24 protein-coding genes are annotated in these 21855 nt (G+C 44.8%); 21 read left to right on the forward strand and 3 right to left on the reverse strand.

Annotation, left to right across the window (positions count from 1 at the left end; all coding sequences use genetic code 11):
- Positions 1–1415, forward strand: a 1415-nt coding sequence (locus STRDD13_RS00285; protein WP_156471259.1) for a class I tRNA ligase family protein, incomplete at its 5' end; no start/stop codon positions are given.
- A gap of 224 nt (positions 1416–1639) precedes the next feature.
- On the opposite strand, the gene STRDD13_RS00290 is transcribed toward STRDD13_RS00285, so the two are convergent.
- Both STRDD13_RS00290 and STRDD13_RS00295 read right to left on the reverse strand, forming a co-directional pair.
- Entirely contained in the window at positions 1640–1954 is a 315-nt protein-coding gene (locus STRDD13_RS00290) for a DUF1827 family protein (RefSeq protein WP_067100323.1), read from the reverse strand.
- 53 nt (positions 1955–2007) lie between these two features.
- Positions 2008–2466, reverse strand: coding sequence for an NUDIX hydrolase (locus tag STRDD13_RS00295; protein WP_067100327.1), 459 nt, complete (start codon positions 2464–2466; stop codon positions 2008–2010).
- A gap of 133 nt (positions 2467–2599) precedes the next feature.
- Between STRDD13_RS00295 and STRDD13_RS00300 the strand changes: the two genes are divergently transcribed.
- The 10 genes from STRDD13_RS00300 (at position 2600) to STRDD13_RS00345 (ending at position 10941) form a co-directional block, all read left to right on the forward strand.
- Positions 2600–2803, forward strand: coding sequence for a hypothetical protein (locus STRDD13_RS00300; protein ID WP_067100330.1), 204 nt, complete (start codon positions 2600–2602; stop codon positions 2801–2803).
- A complete protein-coding gene (locus tag STRDD13_RS00305; protein ID WP_067100333.1) occupies positions 2803–3675 on the forward strand; it encodes an ABC transporter ATP-binding protein in 873 nt (290 codons plus the stop codon). The genes STRDD13_RS00300 and STRDD13_RS00305 overlap by 1 nt, the downstream gene beginning before the upstream one ends.
- Complete coding sequence (locus tag STRDD13_RS00310) at positions 3662–4408, forward strand: ABC transporter permease (protein WP_067100339.1); 747 nt, start codon at positions 3662–3664, stop codon at positions 4406–4408. Before STRDD13_RS00305 ends, STRDD13_RS00310 begins: the two co-directional genes overlap by 14 nt.
- The gene (locus STRDD13_RS00315; protein WP_067100343.1) at positions 4405–5490 is read left to right on the forward strand and encodes a sensor histidine kinase; all 1086 of its coding nucleotides are present in this window, start codon (positions 4405–4407) and stop codon (positions 5488–5490) included. The genes STRDD13_RS00310 and STRDD13_RS00315 overlap by 4 nt, the downstream gene beginning before the upstream one ends.
- Positions 5487–6089: a response regulator transcription factor gene (locus STRDD13_RS00320; RefSeq protein WP_067100346.1), complete on the forward strand. Its 603-nt coding sequence runs from the start codon at positions 5487–5489 to the stop codon at positions 6087–6089. The genes STRDD13_RS00315 and STRDD13_RS00320 overlap by 4 nt, the downstream gene beginning before the upstream one ends.
- A 217-nt stretch (positions 6090–6306) precedes the next feature.
- Positions 6307–7179, forward strand: coding sequence for an iron uptake system protein EfeO (gene efeO, locus STRDD13_RS00325; RefSeq protein WP_067100351.1), 873 nt, complete (start codon positions 6307–6309; stop codon positions 7177–7179).
- Positions 7179–8387, forward strand: a complete 1209-nt coding sequence (gene efeB / locus STRDD13_RS00330; protein ID WP_067100355.1) for an iron uptake transporter deferrochelatase/peroxidase subunit — start codon at positions 7179–7181, stop codon at positions 8385–8387. The genes efeO and efeB overlap by 1 nt, the downstream gene beginning before the upstream one ends.
- On the forward strand, positions 8365–10053 hold the full coding sequence (locus tag STRDD13_RS00335; protein ID WP_067100360.1) for an FTR1 family iron permease: 1689 nt from the start codon (positions 8365–8367) through the stop codon (positions 10051–10053). Before efeB ends, STRDD13_RS00335 begins: the two co-directional genes overlap by 23 nt.
- Positions 10040–10753, forward strand: a complete 714-nt coding sequence (gene tatC, locus STRDD13_RS00340) for a twin-arginine translocase subunit TatC (protein WP_067100363.1) — start codon at positions 10040–10042, stop codon at positions 10751–10753. Before STRDD13_RS00335 ends, tatC begins: the two co-directional genes overlap by 14 nt.
- Entirely contained in the window at positions 10753–10941 is a 189-nt protein-coding gene (locus STRDD13_RS00345; RefSeq protein WP_067100366.1) for a twin-arginine translocase TatA/TatE family subunit, read from the forward strand. The genes tatC and STRDD13_RS00345 overlap by 1 nt, the downstream gene beginning before the upstream one ends.
- 258 nt (positions 10942–11199) lie before the next feature.
- On the opposite strand, the gene STRDD13_RS00350 is transcribed toward STRDD13_RS00345, so the two are convergent.
- The gene (locus STRDD13_RS00350; RefSeq protein ID WP_067100369.1) at positions 11200–13419 is read right to left on the reverse strand and encodes an ATP-dependent Clp protease ATP-binding subunit; all 2220 of its coding nucleotides are present in this window, start codon (positions 13417–13419) and stop codon (positions 11200–11202) included.
- 872 nt (positions 13420–14291) lie between these two features.
- Between STRDD13_RS00350 and STRDD13_RS00355 the strand changes: the two genes are divergently transcribed.
- The 10 genes from STRDD13_RS00355 (at position 14292) to STRDD13_RS00400 (ending at position 21853) form a co-directional block, all read left to right on the forward strand.
- Positions 14292–14522: a DUF1797 family protein gene (locus STRDD13_RS00355; protein ID WP_067100372.1), complete on the forward strand. Its 231-nt coding sequence runs from the start codon at positions 14292–14294 to the stop codon at positions 14520–14522.
- A 162-nt stretch (positions 14523–14684) separates the two neighbouring features.
- Positions 14685–15389: an amino acid ABC transporter permease gene (locus STRDD13_RS00360; RefSeq protein ID WP_067100376.1), complete on the forward strand. Its 705-nt coding sequence runs from the start codon at positions 14685–14687 to the stop codon at positions 15387–15389.
- Positions 15389–16123: an amino acid ABC transporter ATP-binding protein gene (locus tag STRDD13_RS00365; protein ID WP_067100379.1), complete on the forward strand. Its 735-nt coding sequence runs from the start codon at positions 15389–15391 to the stop codon at positions 16121–16123. Before STRDD13_RS00360 ends, STRDD13_RS00365 begins: the two co-directional genes overlap by 1 nt.
- Before the next feature lie 119 nt (positions 16124–16242).
- Positions 16243–17097, forward strand: a complete 855-nt coding sequence (locus STRDD13_RS00370; RefSeq protein ID WP_067100381.1) for a bifunctional methylenetetrahydrofolate dehydrogenase/methenyltetrahydrofolate cyclohydrolase — start codon at positions 16243–16245, stop codon at positions 17095–17097.
- Between the two features lie 103 nt (positions 17098–17200).
- On the forward strand, positions 17201–18061 hold the full coding sequence (locus tag STRDD13_RS00375; protein WP_067100384.1) for an NAD(P)H-hydrate dehydratase: 861 nt from the start codon (positions 17201–17203) through the stop codon (positions 18059–18061).
- Between the two features lie 152 nt (positions 18062–18213).
- A complete protein-coding gene (xseA, locus tag STRDD13_RS00380) occupies positions 18214–19557 on the forward strand; it encodes an exodeoxyribonuclease VII large subunit (RefSeq protein WP_067100387.1) in 1344 nt (447 codons plus the stop codon).
- Entirely contained in the window at positions 19532–19756 is a 225-nt protein-coding gene (locus tag STRDD13_RS00385; RefSeq protein WP_067100391.1) for an exodeoxyribonuclease VII small subunit, read from the forward strand. The genes xseA and STRDD13_RS00385 overlap by 26 nt, the downstream gene beginning before the upstream one ends.
- Positions 19743–20624: a polyprenyl synthetase family protein gene (locus STRDD13_RS00390; RefSeq protein WP_067100394.1), complete on the forward strand. Its 882-nt coding sequence runs from the start codon at positions 19743–19745 to the stop codon at positions 20622–20624. Before STRDD13_RS00385 ends, STRDD13_RS00390 begins: the two co-directional genes overlap by 14 nt.
- The gene (locus STRDD13_RS00395; RefSeq protein WP_067100396.1) at positions 20617–21438 is read left to right on the forward strand and encodes a TlyA family RNA methyltransferase; all 822 of its coding nucleotides are present in this window, start codon (positions 20617–20619) and stop codon (positions 21436–21438) included. The genes STRDD13_RS00390 and STRDD13_RS00395 overlap by 8 nt, the downstream gene beginning before the upstream one ends.
- Complete coding sequence (locus STRDD13_RS00400) at positions 21431–21853, forward strand: arginine repressor (RefSeq protein ID WP_067100399.1); 423 nt, start codon at positions 21431–21433, stop codon at positions 21851–21853. Before STRDD13_RS00395 ends, STRDD13_RS00400 begins: the two co-directional genes overlap by 8 nt.
- Positions 21854–21855: the final 2 nt, after the last annotated feature.

Raw genomic sequence — 21855 nt, forward strand, 5'->3', positions numbered from 1 at the left:
GAGTTCCTCTTCCAATCTTCTATGCAGAAGATGGAACCCCAATCATGACGGCTGAAACCATCGAGCATGTGGCGCAACTCTTTGAAGAGCACGGTTCTATCGTCTGGTGGGAAAGGGATGCCAAAGACCTCTTGCCAGCAGGCTTTAGCCATCCAGGATCACCAAATGGCGAGTTCAAGAAAGAAACGGACATCATGGACGTGTGGTTTGACTCAGGTTCTTCCTGGAATGGGGTTGTGGTCAACCGTCCTGAGTTGACTTACCCAGCAGATCTTTACCTAGAAGGTTCTGACCAGTACCGTGGTTGGTTTAATTCCTCACTTATCACATCAGTTGCCAATCATGGTGTGGCGCCTTACAAGCAAATCTTGTCACAAGGATTTGCCTTGGATGGGAAGGGTGAAAAGATGTCTAAATCTCTTGGAAATACGATTGCTCCAAGCGATGTTGAAAAACAATTTGGGGCGGAAATCTTGCGTCTCTGGGTAACTAGTGTGGACTCTAGCAACGACGTACGGATTTCCATGGATATCTTGAGTCAAGTCTCTGAAACCTACCGTAAGATCCGGAATACCCTTCGTTTCTTGATTGCCAACACTTCTGACTTTAATCCAGCCGAGGATGCTGTCGCATATGAAGAACTTCGTTCCGTTGATCAGTACATGACCATCCGCTTTAATCAGCTTGTGAAAACCATTCGGGATGCTTATGCGGACTTTGAATTCTTGACCATCTACAAGGCTTTGGTCAACTTCATCAACGTGGAACTGTCTGCCTTCTATCTTGACTTTGCTAAAGATGTCGTCTACATCGAAGGTGCCAAATCTTTGGAACGTCGTCAAATGCAAACAGTCTTCTATGATATTTTGGTGAAAATCACCAAACTCTTGACTCCAATCCTGCCTCACACAGCAGAAGAAATCTGGTCCTACCTTGAGTTTGAAGCAGAAGACTTTGTTCAATTAGCAGAATTGCCAGAAGCACAAAGCTTTGCCAACCAAGAAGAAATCTTGGACACATGGGCAGCCTTTATGGACTTCCGCGGACAAGCTCAAAAAGCCTTGGAAGAAGCTCGTAATGAAAAAGTGATTGGTAAATCGCTGGAAGCTCACTTGACTGTTTATCCAAATGAAGTGGTAAAAACCTTGTTGGAAGCAGTTAATAGTAATGTGGCGCAACTCTTGATCGTGTCAGAGTTGACCATCGCAGAAGGACCTGCTCCAGAAGCTGCTGTCAGCTTTGAAGAGGTTGCCTTTACAGTAGAGCGTGCGGCTGGTGAAGTCTGTGACCGTTGCCGTCGTATTGACCCAACAACTGCAGAACGGAGTTACCATGCGACGATCTGTGACCACTGTGCAAGCATCGTCGAAGAAAATTTTGCAGATGCTGTTGCTCAAGGATTTGAGGAGAACTGATAATAATCTTTGCTTCCTTCAAAGATAGCAATACCCATCACTTTACTAATTTTTGCTCAGAGAAGAGGGGATGAAGTAAATTAAGAGGAAAAAATCGGACCTCAGACCGATGGGATTTCCGTCTAATTAGGATATACTAGATCTATCCTAAATATTTTCATAATCTCCTAATAAAGCCAGTGCAGTGCACTGGCTTTATTGTGTGTCAAAAAAGAAGACCTAGCTCAATTGAGCGGGTCTTCTTTGCAGGGAATCGAAATTTCAATAATATTTTTCGTATAGATGGTTTGAATCTTTTGAGGGTCAATATCTGAGAGCTTAATTTTTCGTCTGAGGAAATACTCACGAATGGTTTCTACCTCAGATTCTTGAATAGCGCGATGCTTATTTGAAATGAGGATTTCGTAATGTTTAGGAGCCTGGGTGAAAATCACATCTGTATTTCCAGCAGAAAAGGTTTCAATCAGATTTGCGTCCGTATTTGCCAGCTGATTTCGAACAAGTTCGGAACGTGAATTTGTTGTATTGATTAATTTCATAGGCGAGGTCCTCTTTTCTTTAGTTCTATTATAGCACTCCCGGGTCACTTTGACTAGGGCTTATTGGACAGGTGGCCTTTTTTCCATTCTTGAACTCCCCACTGATGACTACCTCGCTTGAGGGCAAGGATAGCCTCGTCAATGCTAAACCAAGCTAAGTGATTAAAGTCTTCCAAGGGTTTTCCAACTTCTGTAAAGTCGGTCACTTCGTAAAGATAGGCTGGATTGTAGTAGTAGGTGTCCCGGTGCCGTGAATAAAAATACTCGTCTGCCTGTCCGTAATAGTCACCGATCGTTGCCGTAAATCCCAACTCCTCGATCAACTCACGACGAAGGGCGCTCAAGTGGTCTTCGCCTTTCTCAATCTCGCCACCAGGAAGAAACCAGGCTCCGTTTGGAGCTTGGACCAGGATAATTTTTTCATTTGCTTTATCAGGGATGACGGCGTAGACACCGTAACGATTCTGGTAGGAAACGCCTTCTTTTTTTTCACCAAAGGTTGGATTTGCCATTTTTCGTACCTCAATTTCTTAGAAATATTATACACAAAATATTGACAAATGTCATGTGAGCAAGGTGACAAAATGGGCTAATCACATCCCTCTTTTTAGGGTAAACTAGTGTCAGAAAGGTGAGGGAAACCCAATGAAAATGAAAAAATCGTATCTGCTTTATGCTATTATCTCATTGTTTTTTGCAGGACTGAGTCTATGGACTGACTTTTTTGAACGCTTCCCTATGGAGAAGTTTTATGCCTTCTTTGGAAGTATGATGGGGCTCTTGATTTCTAGTATGGTGGCTATAGAGTTGGCTAAATGGATCTTGAAAAAGATGAAGGAGGAAGGCTAATGAAACCCGTGATTCGTGTATCGCACTTGACGAAAGGCATTGGAAAAAAAGACATTCTGAAAGATATTTCTTTTGATGTGTACCCGGGGGATTGCTTGGCTTTGATTGGGCCAAACGGGGCGGGCAAGTCCACGCTTTTGAATTGCCTCTTGGGGGATTGGAAGACAAAGCCTGGTCAGGTGATGCGATCAACTCCTTCTCTTGGTGTGTTGTTTCAGCAAAATAGCACGGAGAGCAATCTCAAAGTAAAGGAATTGCTCCGTTTCCAACAGCAAATATACAACAATCCCTTGTCTACTCAAGAGATTGATGAGTTGTTGGGCTTCACTGACGAGCAGAAAAATCAATTTGCAGAAAAGCTATCGGGTGGGCAACGTCGTCTCCTAGGTTTTGTACAAGTGTTGATCGGTCAGCCCGACCTGATCTTGCTGGATGAGCCGACAGCAGGGATGGATACCAGTACACGCAAGCGGTTTTGGGAAATTATCGCCCGTTTGAAGGCGGCTGGAAAGACCATTATTTACTCCAGTCATTATATCGAAGAGGTAGAACATACCGCCGACCGGATATTGGTTTTGCATCAGGGGAGGTTGCTTCGGGATACGACTCCTTATGCCATGCGGCAAGAGGACAAGGAAAAGTGCTTTACCCTCCCGAGGTCCTATCGAGATGGGCTGGTGTCCTTGGAGAACATTTACGATATAGAAGAGAATGGAGATACCCTTCGCTTTGCCACAAAGGATGTGGAGGGTGTTTGGGAGAACTTGATGCAGCTGGGCTGTAGCCTTAGTGAGATCGAGATGACCAATCGGAGTTTGCTGAGTCAAGTCTTTGCGACAGCAGGAGAGGAGAAAGAAGATGAAAACATTTAAAGCCATGTGGTTGCTCGAGTGGAAACTCGTTTTTCGGAATTGGAAATCCCTGATCTTAACACTGGGGATGCCGGTGACCTTTTTTCTCCTCTTTTCTTCTATCTCAAATCTGGGGGATTTATCCCCAGAGCAGGTAAATGCCGTCTATCGACAGGTGTTGATGGCCATGACGGCGAGTTCGGTCTTGTCACTTGCGATTTATACCTTTCCTTACGCCTTGCAAGAGGATAGGATTGGCAACCGTCTCCGTAGTATCGAACATTCCCCTGTGCCACTTTGGCAGTATTACGCAGTCAAGATGCTCCGGCTTCTTTGTTATTTTGCCCTATCGGTTGTGATTGTCTTTGGTGTAGGCTATGTGAGCAAGGGGATTTCTATGTCCGCTGGTGACTGGGCCATGTCGACCCTCTTTTTGCTGATAGGTGCTGTTGCCATCTTACCGATTGGGCTCCTTTTGAGCTACATCCAATCAACGGAAACCTTGTCTGTCTTGACCAATATTCTTTATATGGGTCTAGCCATTCTGGGAGGCCTGTGGTATCCGATGCAGTCCTTCCCTCACTGGCTTCAAATGATTGTCAAGCTGACCCCCACTCACCATTATCTCAATCTCTTCATTTCCTACTATGCCGGTCAGTTTTCTTGGCTCTCACTTGCAATTTTAGCAGGATATGCCATAATAATTTTAGGATTTGCGGTCCTGATTAACAAACGAAAAGGCAGAGAATCATGATTCGAAACGTTCAGAGGCAACATCCTCTCTATTACATGCCCATGATCTTTTTGAGCTTTCCAATCTTAGGGGTCTTTTACTTTGGCTATCCTTTTTGGACCATCTGGCTAACGGCGGGCTTTACCTTGAGCTATCTCACCATCATCCATAGTCGGGTGTCCAGTTGGACCAATCTTATCTGGCTCTATATGTTGGCCTATGTTTTTTATATGACGATTGCGGTGAATGGTGGGATGATGTGGTTTTTCTTCTACTTTACGAGTCCGCTCGCGTTTAAATTTAAGGATAACCTGGTCTCCTTTCGGATGCTCAGCTATGTATTCACCATGTTGGCTCTGATTATTTTTGCAATCGTCTACGGAGTCGATATAACTTCGCAAATCATGACTGTCTTGGTCCCTGTCATTAACCTGACCATGCTTTTTTACTGGAAGAAGGAAGCAGAAAAAAGCGAACAGGAGCGGGTGCTATGGGAGAAAAATCAGCAGATCAATCTTTTGTCTGCGGAAAATGAACGAAATCGAATCGGACGCGATTTGCACGATACCTTAGGGCACACCTTTGCCATGATGACCATTAAGACGGAGTTAGCTCTCAGGCAGCTGGAGAAAGGGGATCTCACCGCTGTTCGAAAAAACTTAGAGGAGCTTCATGCCACTAGTCGATCGAGTATGCAGGAGGTTCGCGATATCGTTACAGATCTAACCTACCGAAGTCTATCGGAGGAATTAACGAGTCTTGATGAGCTTCTCACAACTGCAGGGATTGAGGTTCATCTGACCAATGAACTAGAAGGGAAGCTTCTCTCTCCTGTGGTTCAATCAACACTGGTCATGCTTGTCCGTGAGTTGGCCAATAATGTCATCAAACACAGTCAGGCCGGGCAGGTGAGATTGAGACTGTTTGAAGACCAGGCGATCACAGTTGTCATGGAAGATGACGGGATTGGTTTTGGTGAGTTGACGGGAAGAGAGCTCCATAGTATCCGAGATAGACTGGGTCTGTTGACAGGCACCGTCACCGTTGAATCACGGAAAAACCCGACCCGAGTGGTCCTTACCATAGAAGGAGATAAAAGATGAAACTACTAGTAGCGGAAGACCAGGCCATGTTACGAGACGCCATGTGCCAGTTGCTCTTGATGGAGGAGGATGTGGAAGAAGTCTTTCCAGCTAAGGATGGGAAGGAAGCCCTTGAGGTGATGCAAAAGGAAGTGCTCGATGTGGCTATTCTAGATGTTGAAATGCCCCAGTTATCTGGCTTAGAAGTCCTGGAATGGGTGAGACAGACTCATCACCCTATCAAGGTCGTCATCGTCACTACCTTTAAGAGGTCTGGTTACTTTGAGCGAGCGGTCAAGGCTGGCGTGGATGCCTATGTCTTAAAGGACCGCTCCACTAGTGAACTCATGACCACCATCCATAAGGTGCTGGCCGGAGGAAAAGATTACTCTCCTGAGTTGATGGAGGGGATGTTTCGGCAGGAAAATCCGCTAAGTCCTCGGGAACAAGAAATTCTAGCCTTGATTTCTAAGGGATTGAGTAATAAAGAGATTGCTGGTCAACTTTTCCTTTCAGATGGGACTGTCCGCAATTACGTGACCGGTCTCATGACCAAGCTGAACGCCAGCAATCGAACCGAAGCGGTTCATATAGCTCTGGGAAAAAATTGGTTGGATTGACCTTACATTCTGTTTTAACTTCAACGGATGCCAAAAGACTGTTCTTTTGAATCGTTGAAGTTTTTTTATGGGATGAAAGAATCGAAAAGGGCAGATTTTCTTTTGTGTTTGCTGAAGTGGAGAAAGTTTCTAAGAATTATCTGACAATTATTGAAAAGTGGGAAAAACGATGCTATAATAGAAGTTGAGAATTTATCTAATGATAAAAGGAGATATCATGAAAAAAGGAAGTTTTTTACTCTTTTCTACCGCACTGCTCTTGACTGCTTGTGCCTCACCAACAAGCAACAAAACTTCGGATTCCAGCCAGGCAAGTGTGACCTTGTCTTCTGCCGATCAAAAGGAGCTCAATCAAGCAACGGCTGATTATAAAACCTTTGTAGAAGGACAAATTAGCCAACTTTTGACGGATACAGAAGGTTTTGTCACTCTTCTTAAAGAAGGAAAACTCGAGGAAGCCAAGAAGGTTTATCCACTGATCCGTATGGCTTACGAGCGTTCGGAGCCGATTGCAGAGAGTTTTGGAGAGTCAGATGTGAAGATTGACTTCCGCCTAGCGGACTATCTGGATGAAAATAAGACAGAGGATGGCTGGTCAGGCTTCCACCGGATTGAGCGAATCATGTGGGAGAAGAACACGACAGAAGGAACCGTTGAATACGGGGAACAACTGGTCAAGGATATCAAGGAACTCAAAGCGAAGATCGCAACAGTAGAAGTGACGCCGGATATTATGCTAACCGGTGCTGTGGACTTGCTCAATGAAGTAGCGACGAGCAAAATCACAGGTGAAGAAGAAATCTATTCCCACACAGACCTTTACGATTTTAGAGCCAATATCGAAGGGGCACAAAAGATTTTTGAACTCTTCAAGCCTCTCATTCAAAAGAAAAATCCGAACTTGGTAACGGAACTGGAAACGGAGTTTAAAAATGTCAATAGTCTGCTGGACAAACACATGACAGACAAGGAGCATTATAAACTCTACACGGATTTGACAAAGGAAGATACGAAAGAGTTGGCAGAAGCAGTTACCAAACTCGGGGAACCTTTGTCACAGATGGGAACTATCCTTGACGGAGAAAAATGATGACGAAAGACGAGACTTTTTTTGAACAAAAGATGGATCGTCGGGAATTTCTCAAAAAAGCAGGTATCGGAGGAGCAGGACTAGCACTAGGTCTCTCTGGTGCATCTGCTTTTTTCGCTACTAAGACGGATGAAGCAGAGAAGATTTCCGATGGTGATGAGAAGATCCGTTTTTACGGAAAGCATCAGGCAGGTATCACTACTGCCATGCAAAAAAATATTTACTTTGTTGTCTTGGACTTACATACTACGGACAAGGACAAAATCATCCAGCTCTTTAAGGACTGGACAGATTATAGCGCGAAGCTCGTCGAGGGCGAATTGGTCAAAAAGGATGGGAGCAATGCTCTCTTACCACCTACGGATACAGGGGAGACGGTTGGTCTTAATCCTCATCGCTTGACCTTGACCTTTGGAGTATCGGCTGATTTTCTCAAAAAGATGGGACTGGAAAGCAAACGACCAAAACTCTTTCGAGATTTGCCTCCTTTTCCTAAGGAGCAATTGCAGGACAAATACACTGGTGGGGACATCGCCATTCAAGCCTGTGCAGACGATGAGCAGGTGGCCTTTCATGCTATCCGTAATCTGATTCGCAAAGGTCGCAATAGCATTACCATGAAATGGAGTCAGTCAGGCTTTGCGGCCATTGGAAATCGTTTGGAGACCCCGCGAAATCTCTTTGGTTTTAAAGATGGGACGGCCAATGTCACGAAGGAAAGTGACTTTGATCAGGTGGTTTGGACGGATAGTAAGGACTGGATGAAAGACGGCTCCTATATGGCCGTTCGCAGGATTCAGATGCACCTAGAGACCTGGGATCGGACCAACCTTCAGGAGCAGGAAAATACCTTTGGACGGTACAAAGATAGTGGAGCGCCTTTTGGCAAAAAAAATGAGTTTGATGAGGTAGACCTGAGTCTCCTTCCGGTAGACTCACACGTTCGACTCGCCAAAGAGGTGGACAAACCCATCTATCGCAGGTCCTATTCTTACTCAGATGGAATCGATGAGACGACCGGTCAGTTTGATTCGGGACTACTCTTTATCTCTTATCAAAAGGACCCAGATAGTTTTGTAAAAGTGCAAACCAATCTCGGAGCAGACGACAAGATGAACGAATACATTACCCATATCGGAAGTGGCCTGTTTGCTTGCTTTGCTGGAGTGGAGAAAGGAGGCTACCTTGGTCAAGACTTATTTGAGTAGAATCTTGTGGGTACTGAGTCTCTTCTTGATTTTTTTGGGGACACCCGTCTCTGCTGCGGAATCCTATAGCGAGCTCTTTATTAAGATTACGGATGCGACGACGGCTGTAAAGGCTGGGGACCAAGCAAAAGCCAAGGAGTTAGTAGAAGAGCTACAGGCAGACTTTGCTAGCAAGACCAATCATGACTCTGAAGCAGGAAAAAAAGTGAGTCAGGCCTTGGAAATAGAGGGAGAAGTGACCGAGAGCAAGTTGACTCAGGTTTCAGCGGCGATTTTGGCCTTTGAAAAAGAGCAAAACCCCGTGGACTTGGATGCTGAAAAGTCCAAGTTGGTTAGCCGCTTGGAGCCAAAGTTTGCAGACTTGCAGTCAGCTATAACAGCGAAGAATTTGGAGCAAACCAAAGAAGCCTATAAAAAGATGAACTCTACCTGGACGATCAACGAAGGTGTCGTCCGGGATAGTAGTACAGGACATTATGGGAAGGTTGAGACTGCGATTTCTTTCCTTCGAAGTGCGATTGAGACAGAGCCTACAGATTTTGAAGCCATTCAGACCTCTTTTGATGATTTAAAAACAGCCATTGATAACTTTGTTAAGGGGACAAAGGTGGAAGAAGCTTCTACTGACTCGACCTTGCAAGATGGGATTAAACTCCTTAAAGAAGCACTGAGTCAGTTTCAATCTGGTGAGAACAAGAAAGCTTCTGCCAATATGAAGGAATTTATCACCATTTGGCCGACGATCGAGGGAGCTGTTAGCACGACCAATCCGAGCCTCTATACACGGGTCGAAAGTGACAGTCCTGTGATTATGGTAAAGGGAGCAGAAAAAGAATACCAAGATAAACTGGAAAGTTTGATTACAGACTTATCAGCCATTGATACCAGTGCTAATTACAATGCTTTTGATGCTATGTTGATCCTTCTACGAGAAGGCGTCGAAGCTCTTCTCATCGTCATGGCTCTCGTGACGACACTCAAAGCAGCCAAACTGAAAAAGGGACTGAAGTGGGTTTACGGTGGCGCTTTTGTCGGTATTTTAGCGAGTGCGGTCATCGCAGTCGTCTTGCAACTGGTCTTTCCAGCTGTAACCTCAGCTTCTAACCGGGAGATTATAGAAGGAGCAGTCGGAATCTTTGCAGTCTTGATGATGATTTTGATTGGGATTTGGCTACATAGCAAGACCTCCATCAAACAGTGGAATGACTTTATGGATCGGCAAATGAAGGCTGTGACGGCGACGGGAAGTTTTGTCTCCATGTTTGCCCTTAGTTTCTTAGCCGTGTTCCGTGAAGGAGCGGAAACCATCCTCTTTTATGTTGGAATCATTCCTCGCATTACCATGCAAGATTTCTTATCGGGGATTTTACTAGCTATCCTGATCTTAGTCATTATTGCGCTGGTCATGACCAAGGCCAGTCACTATTTCAAGCCTCATAAAATCTTTTTCGTCTTAACCTGGCTGATTTATGCCTTGGCCTTTAAAATGCTGGGAGTTAGCATCCATGCCCTCCAGCTGACCAATATAGTCCCCAGTCATTTAGTTGATGGATTTCCAACGATTGATTGGGCGGGCATCTACCCGAGTCTAGAGGTTTTGGGAGCGCAAGGGCTTTTCATTCTGGTGATTGCCTTAGTCATGGTGCGACATCATGAAAAAGGATAAGGAGTTGACGATCGTTGAGCATTTACTAGAGTTTCGGAAACGATTCATGGCGGTTTTGCTCTGTTTTTTACTGGTATTTTGTGGAAGTTTTGTTTTCGCAGGGGATTTATACAGCTTTTTGACGGCTGGTTTTGAGCAGAAATTACTGGTGCTGGGACCGAATGATATTCTTTGGGTGTATGTGAATTTAGCCAGCATCATGGCAGTGTCCCTGACCTTGCCTTTTAGCTTTTTTCAGATATGGCAGTTTGTCAAGCCAGCTTTGAGACAGGGGGAAGTGAAGGCTGCTCTGCTCTACATCCCTGCCAGTTTTATCTGCTTTGTTTTGGGCTTGCTTTTTGGCTTTTACTTTGTCAGTCCGGCCATTCTACAGGTCCTCCTCAGTCTAGGAGATGGGCTGTTTGAAACGCAATTAACTGCTCAAAACTACCTCCTCTTCTTGCTGCATACGACCCTTCCAATGGGGATACTCTTTGAGTTGCCCGTTATCGTCGCATTTTTAACAAGGATTGGCTTATTGAATCCGTCTTGGTTGATCCACTACCGCAGGTATGCCTACTTTGTGTTATTGGTTCTAGCTGTTGTGTTGACGCCTGCTGATTTTATCAGTGATTTGGCCATGACCGTACCGCTGATTCTGCTCTATGAAGTGAGTATTTTCTTGAGCAGATTTGTCTATAAAAGAAAAAGGAGAAAATAATGGGAATTTTACGGGATATCGGAGCACCAGGCTTCATCATTATTATCCTAGGAGCCTTGCTGATTTTTGGTCCGAAGCGTTTGCCAGAGTTGGGCCAGTCTATTGGAAAGATGCTATCTGAGTTTAAGTCTGCAGTCAATAGTTCGGATAAGGAAAAAGAGAGTGATGGAGAAGAAGACAAGCAGTAAAAGATTTCCTTTCTGTAGTTTTTAAAGCCTTCAATCACAGCAACACCCAAAAGGTTTGAGAAATCAATCGCCTTTGGGTGTTTTTTAGTTAAGGATCGAAATGTTAAGAAAGAATGCCAAATGAGGACTGACAGAGAGTCTAGTCTCCGACTGGACAGAGATGCGTCTAAATTGATGTGAAAAATATGGACAAAAAAATTGCATAGAAAAAATCCCCACCATCGTGAAGATAGTAGGGATCAGGAGCCTTCCCATATGTTAATGAGAAGTGGCTGATTTGACGGTGATCTTTCCGTTGGAGGTCAAGCCAATTCGTAGGTTCTTTTCGTGTGGGTGGATCAAATAATAGTCGGTAATAGCATCTTCGATGTAGTCTTGAATCGTTCTGCGAAGCGGACGAGCTCCCATTTTCGGATCATATCCAAGATCCACCAATTTTTCTTTTACTTTATCTGTCACATGAATGTGGATCCCATTGGTTGCCAGACGGTGGTTGACATCGTCCAACATGAGGTTGACGATTTTGAGTAAGTCTTCTTTCCCTAGTGCTTGGAACTCGATAATCCCATCAAAGCGATTCATAAACTCAGGGCTAAAGAAATCACCGAGTTGACCTAGGACAGAGTGGGTCCGACCTTCCCGGCTAGCACCAAACCCAACGGAGGCTTCGACCTTCCCTGTTCCAGCATTGGAGGTCATGATGATGATGGTATCTTTGAAAGAAACTGTTCGACCTTGACCGTCTGTCATGCGGCCATCATCCAAAACCTGTAAGAACATGTGCATCACATCAGGATGGGCCTTTTCTACTTCATCCAACAAGATGAGAGAATAAGGATTGCGACGGACTTGTTCGGTTAACTGGCCCGCTTCATCGTAGCCGACATAACCTGGAGGGGCACCGACAAGTTTTGCGACACTGTGTTTTTCCATGTATTCACTCATGTCAAAGCGGATCATGCTATCTGCAGAACCAAAGAGTTCGATGGCCAGCTGTTTGGACAGCTCAGTCTTTCCGACACCGGTTGGACCGACAAAGAGGAAACTTCCAATCGGACGGTTTGGAGCACCCAGACCGACCCGGTTGCGTCGAATGGCTTTGGCAATCTTTTCGACAGCAGCATCTTGTCCTATGACATGGGCTTTGAGGTCATCTGCCAGATGAACCAATTGTGTCTGTTCCTTTTCTTTGAGTTCCCCAACTGGGATATTGGTCTTTTGCTCGACAATGGCTTCAATTTCCTTCGCGGTAATGACCGGTAGATCTTCATCGCTGATCGATGTTTTCTGTAGTTCCTTATATTTCGTAATCTGATCACGGTAGTAGGCAGCCTTTTCGTAGTCTTCATCTCGTGTAGCCTGGGCCTTTTTATTTTCCGCTTCGATCAGTCGTTGATCAATCTCTTTTGGATCGACAAAATTTAAGGTCAAGTTCATTCGCGAACCCGCTTCATCCAGGAGATCGATGGCCTTATCCGGTAAGAAGCGATCTTGGATATAACGATTGGAAAGCGTCGCTGCGGCCTCTATCGCTTCATCCGTGTACTTGACATGGTGGTAGTCTTGATATTTGGATTGGATTCCTTTTAGGATGGTAATGGTCTCTTCCACCGTGGGTTCATCTACGAGAACGGGTTGCATCCGGCGTTCGAGGGCCGCGTCTTTTTCAATGATCCGGTATTCGTTCAAGGTAGTGGCACCCACTAATTGCAACTCTCCGCGAGCGAGGGCAGGTTTTAAAATATTACCGGCATCCATATTTCCATCACCGGCTGATCCAGCCCCTACAATCTCATGGATTTCATCAATAAAGAGAATAATTTCCTTCTGAGAACGGATTTCTTCCATGAGCTTTTGCATCCGCTCTTCAAATTGCCCGCGGATACCAGTTCCTTGGACGAGGCTCACCACATCCAAACGGATGACACGGCGATTTTGAAGTTTTTGAGGAACATCTCCATCGACAATCTTTTGGGCAAGGCCTTCGACAACGGCTGTTTTACCGACCCCAGGTTCCCCAATCAAGACAGGGTTATTCTTGGTTCGACGATTGAGAATTTCGATGACCCGTTTGATTTCATCGTCTCTTCCAATGACAGGATCGATATCCCCATTGCGGGCGATTTCGGTAATATCCACGCCATACTCATCCAACAAGCCCTGTTTCCGATTTTGGGGTGGTTCTTGTGGAGGGATTTGGCCACGTCCCGCCTGAGTCGGAGGAGTCTGTTCCCCACGAGAGCGAGAATTATTAACAGGAGAATTCCCAGTCAATCCTCCAATGTTGTTGAAAAATTCACTGAAGGGATCCATGCTGTTAGGATTGATATCTCCCAATCCTTGGATGATAGGGTTCGTCGGATCCGTCTTCATAATTTGATAGCAGTTGTGACAGAGATCAACTTGTTTTTGCTTTCCATTTAAATTGGTATAGAGATGGATAGTCGCATCGTTGATCTGACAGTTTTGACATAGCATAGACATTCTCCTTTCAGGGAAGACCTTGGTAAATAGTCAATAAAGGTCAAATATAATTTCATTATAGCAAGATTTATTGAAAAAGCAAATAAAAAGTATCAAGGATTAGCACTCAAATGCAAAGAGTGCCAAAAAAGAGAAATGAGATGTGGTCTCCCTCTTTTTGTCAGCCCCATAGACCATTTTGCAGAACAGGTAGCGACAAGCTATCTTAAAAAATAAATAATAGTAGAAATCATTAAAATGTAGGGAGAGGAAACGAACTTTGCACTGATTTTTCATTCTTATGCTGATTATTTTGCTCTTATTGGATGGTCTACTGGGCCATTAGCCATGACAATAAGAGCAATAAAGTCTACCAAGCCTTTGCTATTTCACATGGCTATTACGTTGACCTAAGGCCGCGACCGCGATCTCTTTGGCTGCGAAATAGTGAGGAAGGTGGTCTAAGTTATTGCTGGCCACTACGAGGAAAGGTATTTTCAGTCTTTTCCCTATTTTTTTGAAGGGGATGCACTTGAAAATACTAGACCTGGTGGAGTTTTTAGCAGCGTTAAGATTCAGGCTCCAGCGGGAATAAAAGGCCGGCTGGGTGAAAATATGGTTTATGGGAAAGGTATTCTCTGTGACGACCAAGTGGGAAAGTTACCTGGGGAGACGATCCACGATTGCATTGAGAAATTGAACGATCTTGTAATAGGAGTCAGATAGATGGTCCAGCAAGGATAAAGTGAAGGAAGTCCCCCTGCTTTCAAAGCATCCAAATCGGTAAAAATCATCGATTTTAAAGGTTCTCCTTGCTGATTCTCTTCATTTTATGGTAAAATATTCTTAGTTATATAGATATGATATATAGAAATAGGAGAAATGACATGGAATCACATTTGGTGAGAATTATTAATCGATTGGAAGCCATGGCTTCAGATGGTGGAACGTTAAAGCGCAATTTTGAACGCGAAGGCGTTGTTGTAGCAGAAGTCTCATATAGTTTTGATGAAGAAAACGGAGCAGTATTTACCTTGCGTGATGTTGCTGCACGAGAAACCTATACATTTGATAGTATTGATTTGATTGCGATGGAAATTTACGAATTATTGTATTAATTATTGAACATTTTATCGATAAGAAAGACAGCTGATAGGCTGTCTTTTTGTGCATAAAAAGAAAAAATAGCATTTATTCTTGTATTATTATACTTTTTTTGCTAGAATAAAAGAGAACAAAAGAAAGGACAGGAAATCCTCCCATTTCCTTATTTTAGTGACATGATACAGTTTTTTAATGATAATTTTTCCTTTATCTCAGAATACCTCCCCTATTTTAATACTGGAGCTCTAATCACCGTCTTCATTTCAGCAGTGGTTGTATTTTTCGGATCGATTATTGGCTTGTTGGTAGCCCTCATGCAGCGCTCGAAGTTCCGACCTTTGGTTTGGCTGGTTAATCTATATGTATGGATTTTTCGTGGTACGCCGATGATTGTCCAGATTTCCCTCTCCTATCTCTTGATTGATATTCCAGGGGCACCTGTTCTCAACGTCTTTGGGATTCAGCTTGATACGGGACGTCTGATTGCGGGGGTCATTGTGATTGCCTTAAACTCAGGAGCCTATGTTTCTGAAGTGGTTCGTGGTGGGATTAATGCTGTCCCTAAAGGGCAACTAGAGGCCGCGTATTCTCTTGGTATTCGACCTGGGAAGGCCATGCGCTATGTTGTCCTTCCTCAAGCCTTCCGGAATATTTTACCAGCCCTTGGAAATGAATTCATTACAATTATCAAAGATAGTTCCTTGCTCTCTACGATAGGGGTCATGGAGCTATGGAAGGGTGTTCAGACGGTCCAGGCTGCGACTTATACGCCGTTAGGCCCTTACTTGCTAGGAGCTTTCTATTATTTGATATTGACGACGGTACTTTCTGCTATTCTCAAGCAGCTCGAGAAAAAATATAATAAAGGAGAAACGGCCTAATGACGGATGCAATCATTTCGATTAAGAATTTACACAAATATTTCGGGAATAATGAGGTCTTAAAAGGGATTGACTTGGAGATCTTTCCTGGAGAGGTTGTGGTGATTATTGGACCATCTGGTTCAGGAAAATCCACCTTGTTGCGCTCCATGAACCTCTTAGAGACACCGACAAAGGGCGTGATTTCCTTTGAAGGAACGGACATTACGGATAAGTCTAATGATATCTTTAAGATGCGTGAAAAGATGGGCATGGTCTTCCAGCAGTTTAACCTCTTTCCCAATATGACGGTTCTAGAGAATATTACCTTGTCACCAGTGAAGACCAAAGGTCTGTCAAACGCTGATGCAGAGGTCAAGGCCATGGGGCTCTTAGAGCGTGTCGGTTTGCCGGATAAGGCCACGGCGTATCCGCAGCGTCTCTCTGGTGGACAGCAACAGCGGATTGCCATTGCCCGAGGCTTGGCTATGGATCCAGATGTCCTGCTATTTGATGAACCAACCTCTGCCCTGGATCCCGAAATGGTTGGCGAAGTTTTAACAGTAATGCAGGATTTGGCTAAGACAGGGATGACGATGGTGATCGTCACACACGAGATGGGATTTGCGCGTGAAGTAGCAGATCGGGTTATTTTTATGGATGGGGGACTTGTCGTCGAGACAGGGACACCTCAGCAAGTCTTTGAAGAAACAAAAGAGGAGCGAACAAAGGACTTTTTATCAAAAGTCTTGTAAAAAGAGTCTCCTCTTTTTCGTATAGTTTCTTTCTATAAGGGGGCCTAAAGGAAAACTAACCGTACCGATGTGAAAATTCTGTTATAATACTGTATATCACAGAAAGAAAAGAGAGTAGAATGGTTGTTTTAATGGATGGCAAGCACTTGTCACAAAAAAAGCAAACTCAATTGAAGGAACAAATTGCGCAGATGAAAGCTGAGACAGGCTGTGTCCCAGGTCTAGTCGTCATCCTTGTAGGAGAAAATCCTGCCAGTCAAGTTTACGTGCGTAACAAAGAGCGTGCAGCGAATTTAGTGGGGATTCACAGCGAAACTATTCGCTTAGAAGAAACTGTCAGCGAAGCGGTCATTTTGGAACTCATCGAAAGCTACAATCAAAACGACCAATTTCATGGAATCTTGGTTCAGTTACCCTTACCGGACCACATTGATGAACGACGGATTTTGCATGCGATTCGCCCGGAAAAAGATGTCGATAGCTTTCACCCTACCAATATGGGCTATCTTTGGTCTGGCCAACGAGTGATGGTCCCATGTACACCAGCAGGGATTATGGAGCTTTTATCAGAGTATAATATTCCCATTGCTGGAAAAAATGCTGTCGTCATAGGCCGATCCAATATCGTTGGAAAACCAATGGCTCAGCTTCTATTAGAAGAGGATGCGACGGTGACCTTGACCCACTCTCGGACAGAAAATCTGGCATCCGTTGCCAGAAAGGCGGATATCTTGGTGGTAGCGATTGGACAGAGTCAGTTTGTAACGGCTGACTTTGTGAAGGAAGGTGCTGTCGTCATCGATGTCGGGGTGAACCGCGGTCAAGATGGCAAATTAGTCGGGGATGTTGATTTTCAAGCTGTCAAAGAGCGAGCTGGCTACCTCACTCCGGTACCAGGAGGGGTCGGACCGATGACCATTACCATGTTGATGGAGCAGACCTACCAGGCAGCATTACGAACTCAGCAAGCTTGAGGCCTGGGATAGCTCAAGGGTAGCGGAAGCTTGGCACATTTTATTCAAAAGCCTTGCACAGAAGAACCTGCCTAAGCTAAAAAGGGTTGAGAGGAGGAATCTCATGTCTTTACTAGGAGAAGTGATTCAAGAGCGACCATTTAACAGCCACAAGGGGGATTTTGGTCGCGTCTTACTCATAGGGGGGACTTACCCATACGGTGGGGCCATCCTCATGGCGGCCCAGGCAGCTCTTTACAGTGGAGCAGGTCTCGTGACTGTGGCAACAGATCGTGAAAATATCCTCCCCCTCCATGCACGGATCCCTGAAGCGATGGCCATTGACCTAGAGGATCAACCAAGTTTGATACAAGAGCTTCAAAAAGCTAGGACGGTGGTTATTGGTCCGGGCTTGTCCACAAACGATTTGGGGATGACATTATTAGGTCTAGTCTGTCAGCAGATCCAAAAAGAGCAGATTCTCATCCTAGATGGCGGGGCTATCCGTCTGATCGCTCAAGGCTCTATTCCTTTTCCAGATTGTCGCTTGATTTTTACCCCCCACCAAAAGGAACTGGAGGACTTGCTCGGTTTAGAAGTGGAGCAACAGTCCAAAGAAAAAGTCCAGACGGCTATAGAGCGCTTGCCTTTAGGAGCCATCCTTGTAGAGAAGAGACCCCACACGCGCATATGGGAAAAAGGTCGGTCTGATCATTATCAGTTACAAGTCGGCGGTCCCCATCAGGCTACAGGTGGCATGGGGGATACCTTGGCTGGGATGATTGCAGGTTTTACAGCGCAATTTAAACAAGTTTCGCTCTATCAATGTGTCACAGCTGCCACTTATGTGCATTCAGCGATTGCAGACGGATTGAAAAAAGAAGCCTATGTCGTCTTGCCTAGTCAGCTTACGAGGCAGATTCCATCCTTTATGAGGAGGGTCTGTGAGGGAGAAGACTTTTCCGACCCTCTCAGAATCAAATAGGCTGTATCGCATCAAGAAGTTTAGGATGAATCGCTTATACCCTCTGTTTTTGAAAAACATTGGGTGTTTTTTTACCCTAATCTAGTCCTTCGAGATGGGTTTTTTGTCTTTTTTGCTATAATAATTAATAAAAATAAGGAAAAGGAGCCCGTGTGGTTGAATATTTATCAGTCAGTCAGTTGACAAAATATTTAAAGTTAAAATTTGACCGGGACCCTTATTTGGAGCGGGTCTATTTGACCGGACAAGTTTCTAACTTCAGAAGAAGACCAACTCATCAATATTTTTCCCTCAAGGATGAGCAGTCCGTCATTCAGGCAACTGTCTGGTCCGGGGTCTATCAGAAGTTGGGGTTTGACCTAGAAGAGGGGATGAAGGTCAATGTGGTTGGACGAGTGCAACTCTATGAACCAAATGGATCTTATTCTATTATTATCGAAAAGATCGAGCCGGATGGACTGGGGGCTTTAGCGCTCAAGTTCGAGCAATTGAGACAAGCCTTGACAAAAGAAGGGTTGTTTCGGGCTGACTTGAAGCAGACGCTTCCCCGCTTTAGCAAGCGGATCGGTGTGGTGACGAGTCCAAGTGGCGCGGTTATCCAAGATATTATTACAACTGTCAATCGGCGCTATCCCAATGCTGAAATACTTCTTTATCCGACTAAGGTACAGGGAGATGGAGCGGCAGAAGCGATTGCGAGCAATATTCAGAAAGCCAATCAACGCGGTGAAATCGATGTATTGATCGTTGGCCGTGGGGGCGGTTCCATAGAGGATTTATGGGCTTTTAATGAAGAGATCGTTGTCCGTGCGATTTTTGAATCTCGGATCCCTGTCATCTCTAGTGTAGGTCACGAGACAGATACGACCCTTTCAGACTATGTAGCAGACTACCGGGCAGCGACTCCGACGGCTGCTGCAGAATTGGCAACTCCGGTGACGAAGCTGGACCTTCTTACCTACCTCCAACAGTCAGACAATCGCATGTCTCAAGCCTTAGCTGCCTATATTCAGAAACAGCGCAAGCGCATCGACGTGGTGCAACAATCTGTTGTCTTTCGCCAGCCAGAACGACTCTATGATTCTTATCTTCTAAAGCTCGATCGCTTGTCGAATGATCTCCAGGTCCAAATGACCCGTCTTTATGATGAGCAACGCCAGCAGTTTCGTTGGATTCTCGAGCGGTTAAAAAATCAGTCCCCAAAGGCCCGTATCGAAGGCCTAAGGGAGAGACTTGTGCGCGAGAAAAGAATGATCCAGTCCAGTATGACTCAGATTCTGGATCGGAAAACAGCGAGATTTGAACAAATCTCACAGTCCCTGGAACTACTCGATACGAAAAAAATACTAGCTAGAGGCTTTGCGATTGTATCGAAAAACAATGTTCTTCTTCGTTCTGTCGATCAAGTTAAGGAAGGGGAAGAATGGAGCATCCAACTGCAAGATGGACAAGTAGAAGTGGAGGTAAAACATGCCCGCAAAGAAAAAAACATTTGAAGAAAATTTGAGTGAATTAGAAACTATCGTGACCCAATTGGAACAAGGGGACATTGCCTTGGAAGATGCCCTTAAGGCCTTTCAAGAAGGGATGACCTTGTCAAAAAAACTCCAAAAGACCCTAAATGATGCCGAAAAGACCTTGGTCAAAATCGTGCAAGAAGATCAAAGTGAAGTAGAACAAGATGAGAACGAGTAAGGTAGAAAAGAAAAGGCTCCTAGAAGACACCCTCGCTGCCTATTACCAACCCTTGGTGGCGGACCAGTTGAATCAAGCAATCTTGTATTCTCTAAAGGCCGGTGGAAAACGGATTCGCCCGATGATCTTTCTCAACCTAGTGGAGGCTTTTGGGATTCCTTTATCCACGGCCCATTACCAGGTCGCAGCAACTGTAGAGATGATTCATACAGCTAGTTTGATCCACGATGATTTACCAGCGATGGATAACGACGATTATCGCCGTGGTCAACTGACCAATCATAAGGTTTATGGAGAGGCTGTTGCCATTTTAGCTGGAGACAGCTTATTTTTAGATCCCTTTGGCTTTTTATCCCAGATTGACTTGCCAGCTCCCATTCTTTTACAGCTCATCAGAGAGCTTTCTCAAGCATCTGGAACCTTTGGAATGGTTGCAGGGCAAACCTTGGACATGATGGGAGAGGGACGCTCCCTGACCCTGGGTGAGTTGCAGCAGATTCATGCTCATAAAACGGGGACTCTTTTCACCTTTCCATTTGTTGCAGCAGCGATTGTGTTGGAGCTTTCACCAGAAATCATCGAGCGTTTCCGAAATATCGGTAAACTGACTGGCTTAGCATTCCAAGTCAGAGATGATATCTTGGATGTCACAGCGAGTTTCGAGGAGATTGGGAAGACGCCGAATAAGGATCAGGATGCCCATAAAGCGACCTACCCCTCCCTGATGGGGCTAGAAGGCGCTCGAGTCTTTTTGGAGGAATGTTTGCAGCAAGCACTGGTAGAACTAGAACAAATAGAGCAGGAAGAAGCCTGTGACCTGAGGGATCTGGTGGCTTTGATAGAAAGTATGCGGATAAAAAATGTCTAAAGAAAGAGTAGATATATTAGCGCTGAGACAGGGGCTTTTTGAAACGCGGGAGCAAGCCAAACGTGGGGTGATGGCAGGCTTGGTCGTTAAAGCAATCAATGGCGAACGCTTGGATAAACCCGGTGAAAAAATCGACGAGGGAATAGAGCTACGGTTGAAAGGGGAAAAACTGAAATATGTCAGCAGAGGCGGTTTGAAGCTTGAAAAAGCCTTAGATGTTTTTCAAATTTCTGTTGAGGATTTAGTGACCCTGGATATTGGGGCATCAACGGGAGGATTTACGGACCTGATGCTTCAGTCTGGAGCTGCGCGAGTCTATGCAGTAGACGTCGGGACCAACCAATTGGTCTGGAAATTGCGGCAAAATCCTCAGGTTGTGAGTATGGAGCAATATAATTTCCGCTATGCGAATATCGAAGACTTTAACCAAGGACGTCCCCAATTTGCATCCATAGACGTCAGTTTTATTTCCTTGAGTTTGATTTTTCCTGCTCTGTCTACCATTTTGGCCGAGGACGGGGAAGTTGTCGCCTTGGTGAAGCCACAATTTGAGGCAGGACGAGAGCAAATTGGGAAAAATGGGATCGTAAAAGATCCCCAAATCCACTGTCAAGTATTGGAAAAGGTTCTTCAAATAGCGGAAGAAGATGGATTTTCACCACAGGGATTGGATTTTTCACCGATCCAAGGCGGTCATGGCAATATCGAATTTTTGCTTTATCTTAAAAAAGGCCCTGTGAAAGAAAATGCTAAAAAGATAGAGATAGCGGAGGTTGTAGCCTGCGCTCATAAGGAGTTTAGGAAAAATGCATAAAAGACAACGTTTAGCTTTGATTAAAGATATTGTAGTACGGTATCAAATTGATACACAAGACGAAATTGTGGAGCGCTTGAAAGAAGCTGGAGTCGAGGCGACACAGGCGACCGTTTCACGGGACGTCAAGGAACTTGGAATTGTAAAGGTCCCTGTCGGAAAGGGGTACTGCTATAGTTTGCCAAAGTCAAATAAGAATAAAATCAAAGCTTCAACTGTACGGGATGTACGCTCTTTGAACAATATGATTCACATTGATGCCGTTCCAGGAACGACTTTTGTTTTGAAAAAGCAGATTTTAGAGCACTTCGATCCCTTCCTTTTTTCCGTTATTTCAGATGATGACAGTATCTTGGTTGTAACTCGGGATCCGGGTTATGTCCCACAAATCATTCAGACAATTCAAACGTGGTAGGA

Origin of the sequence: Streptococcus sp. DD13 (genome assembly GCF_001578875.1) — a bacterium.
GTDB lineage: Bacteria > Bacillota > Bacilli > Lactobacillales > Streptococcaceae > Streptococcus.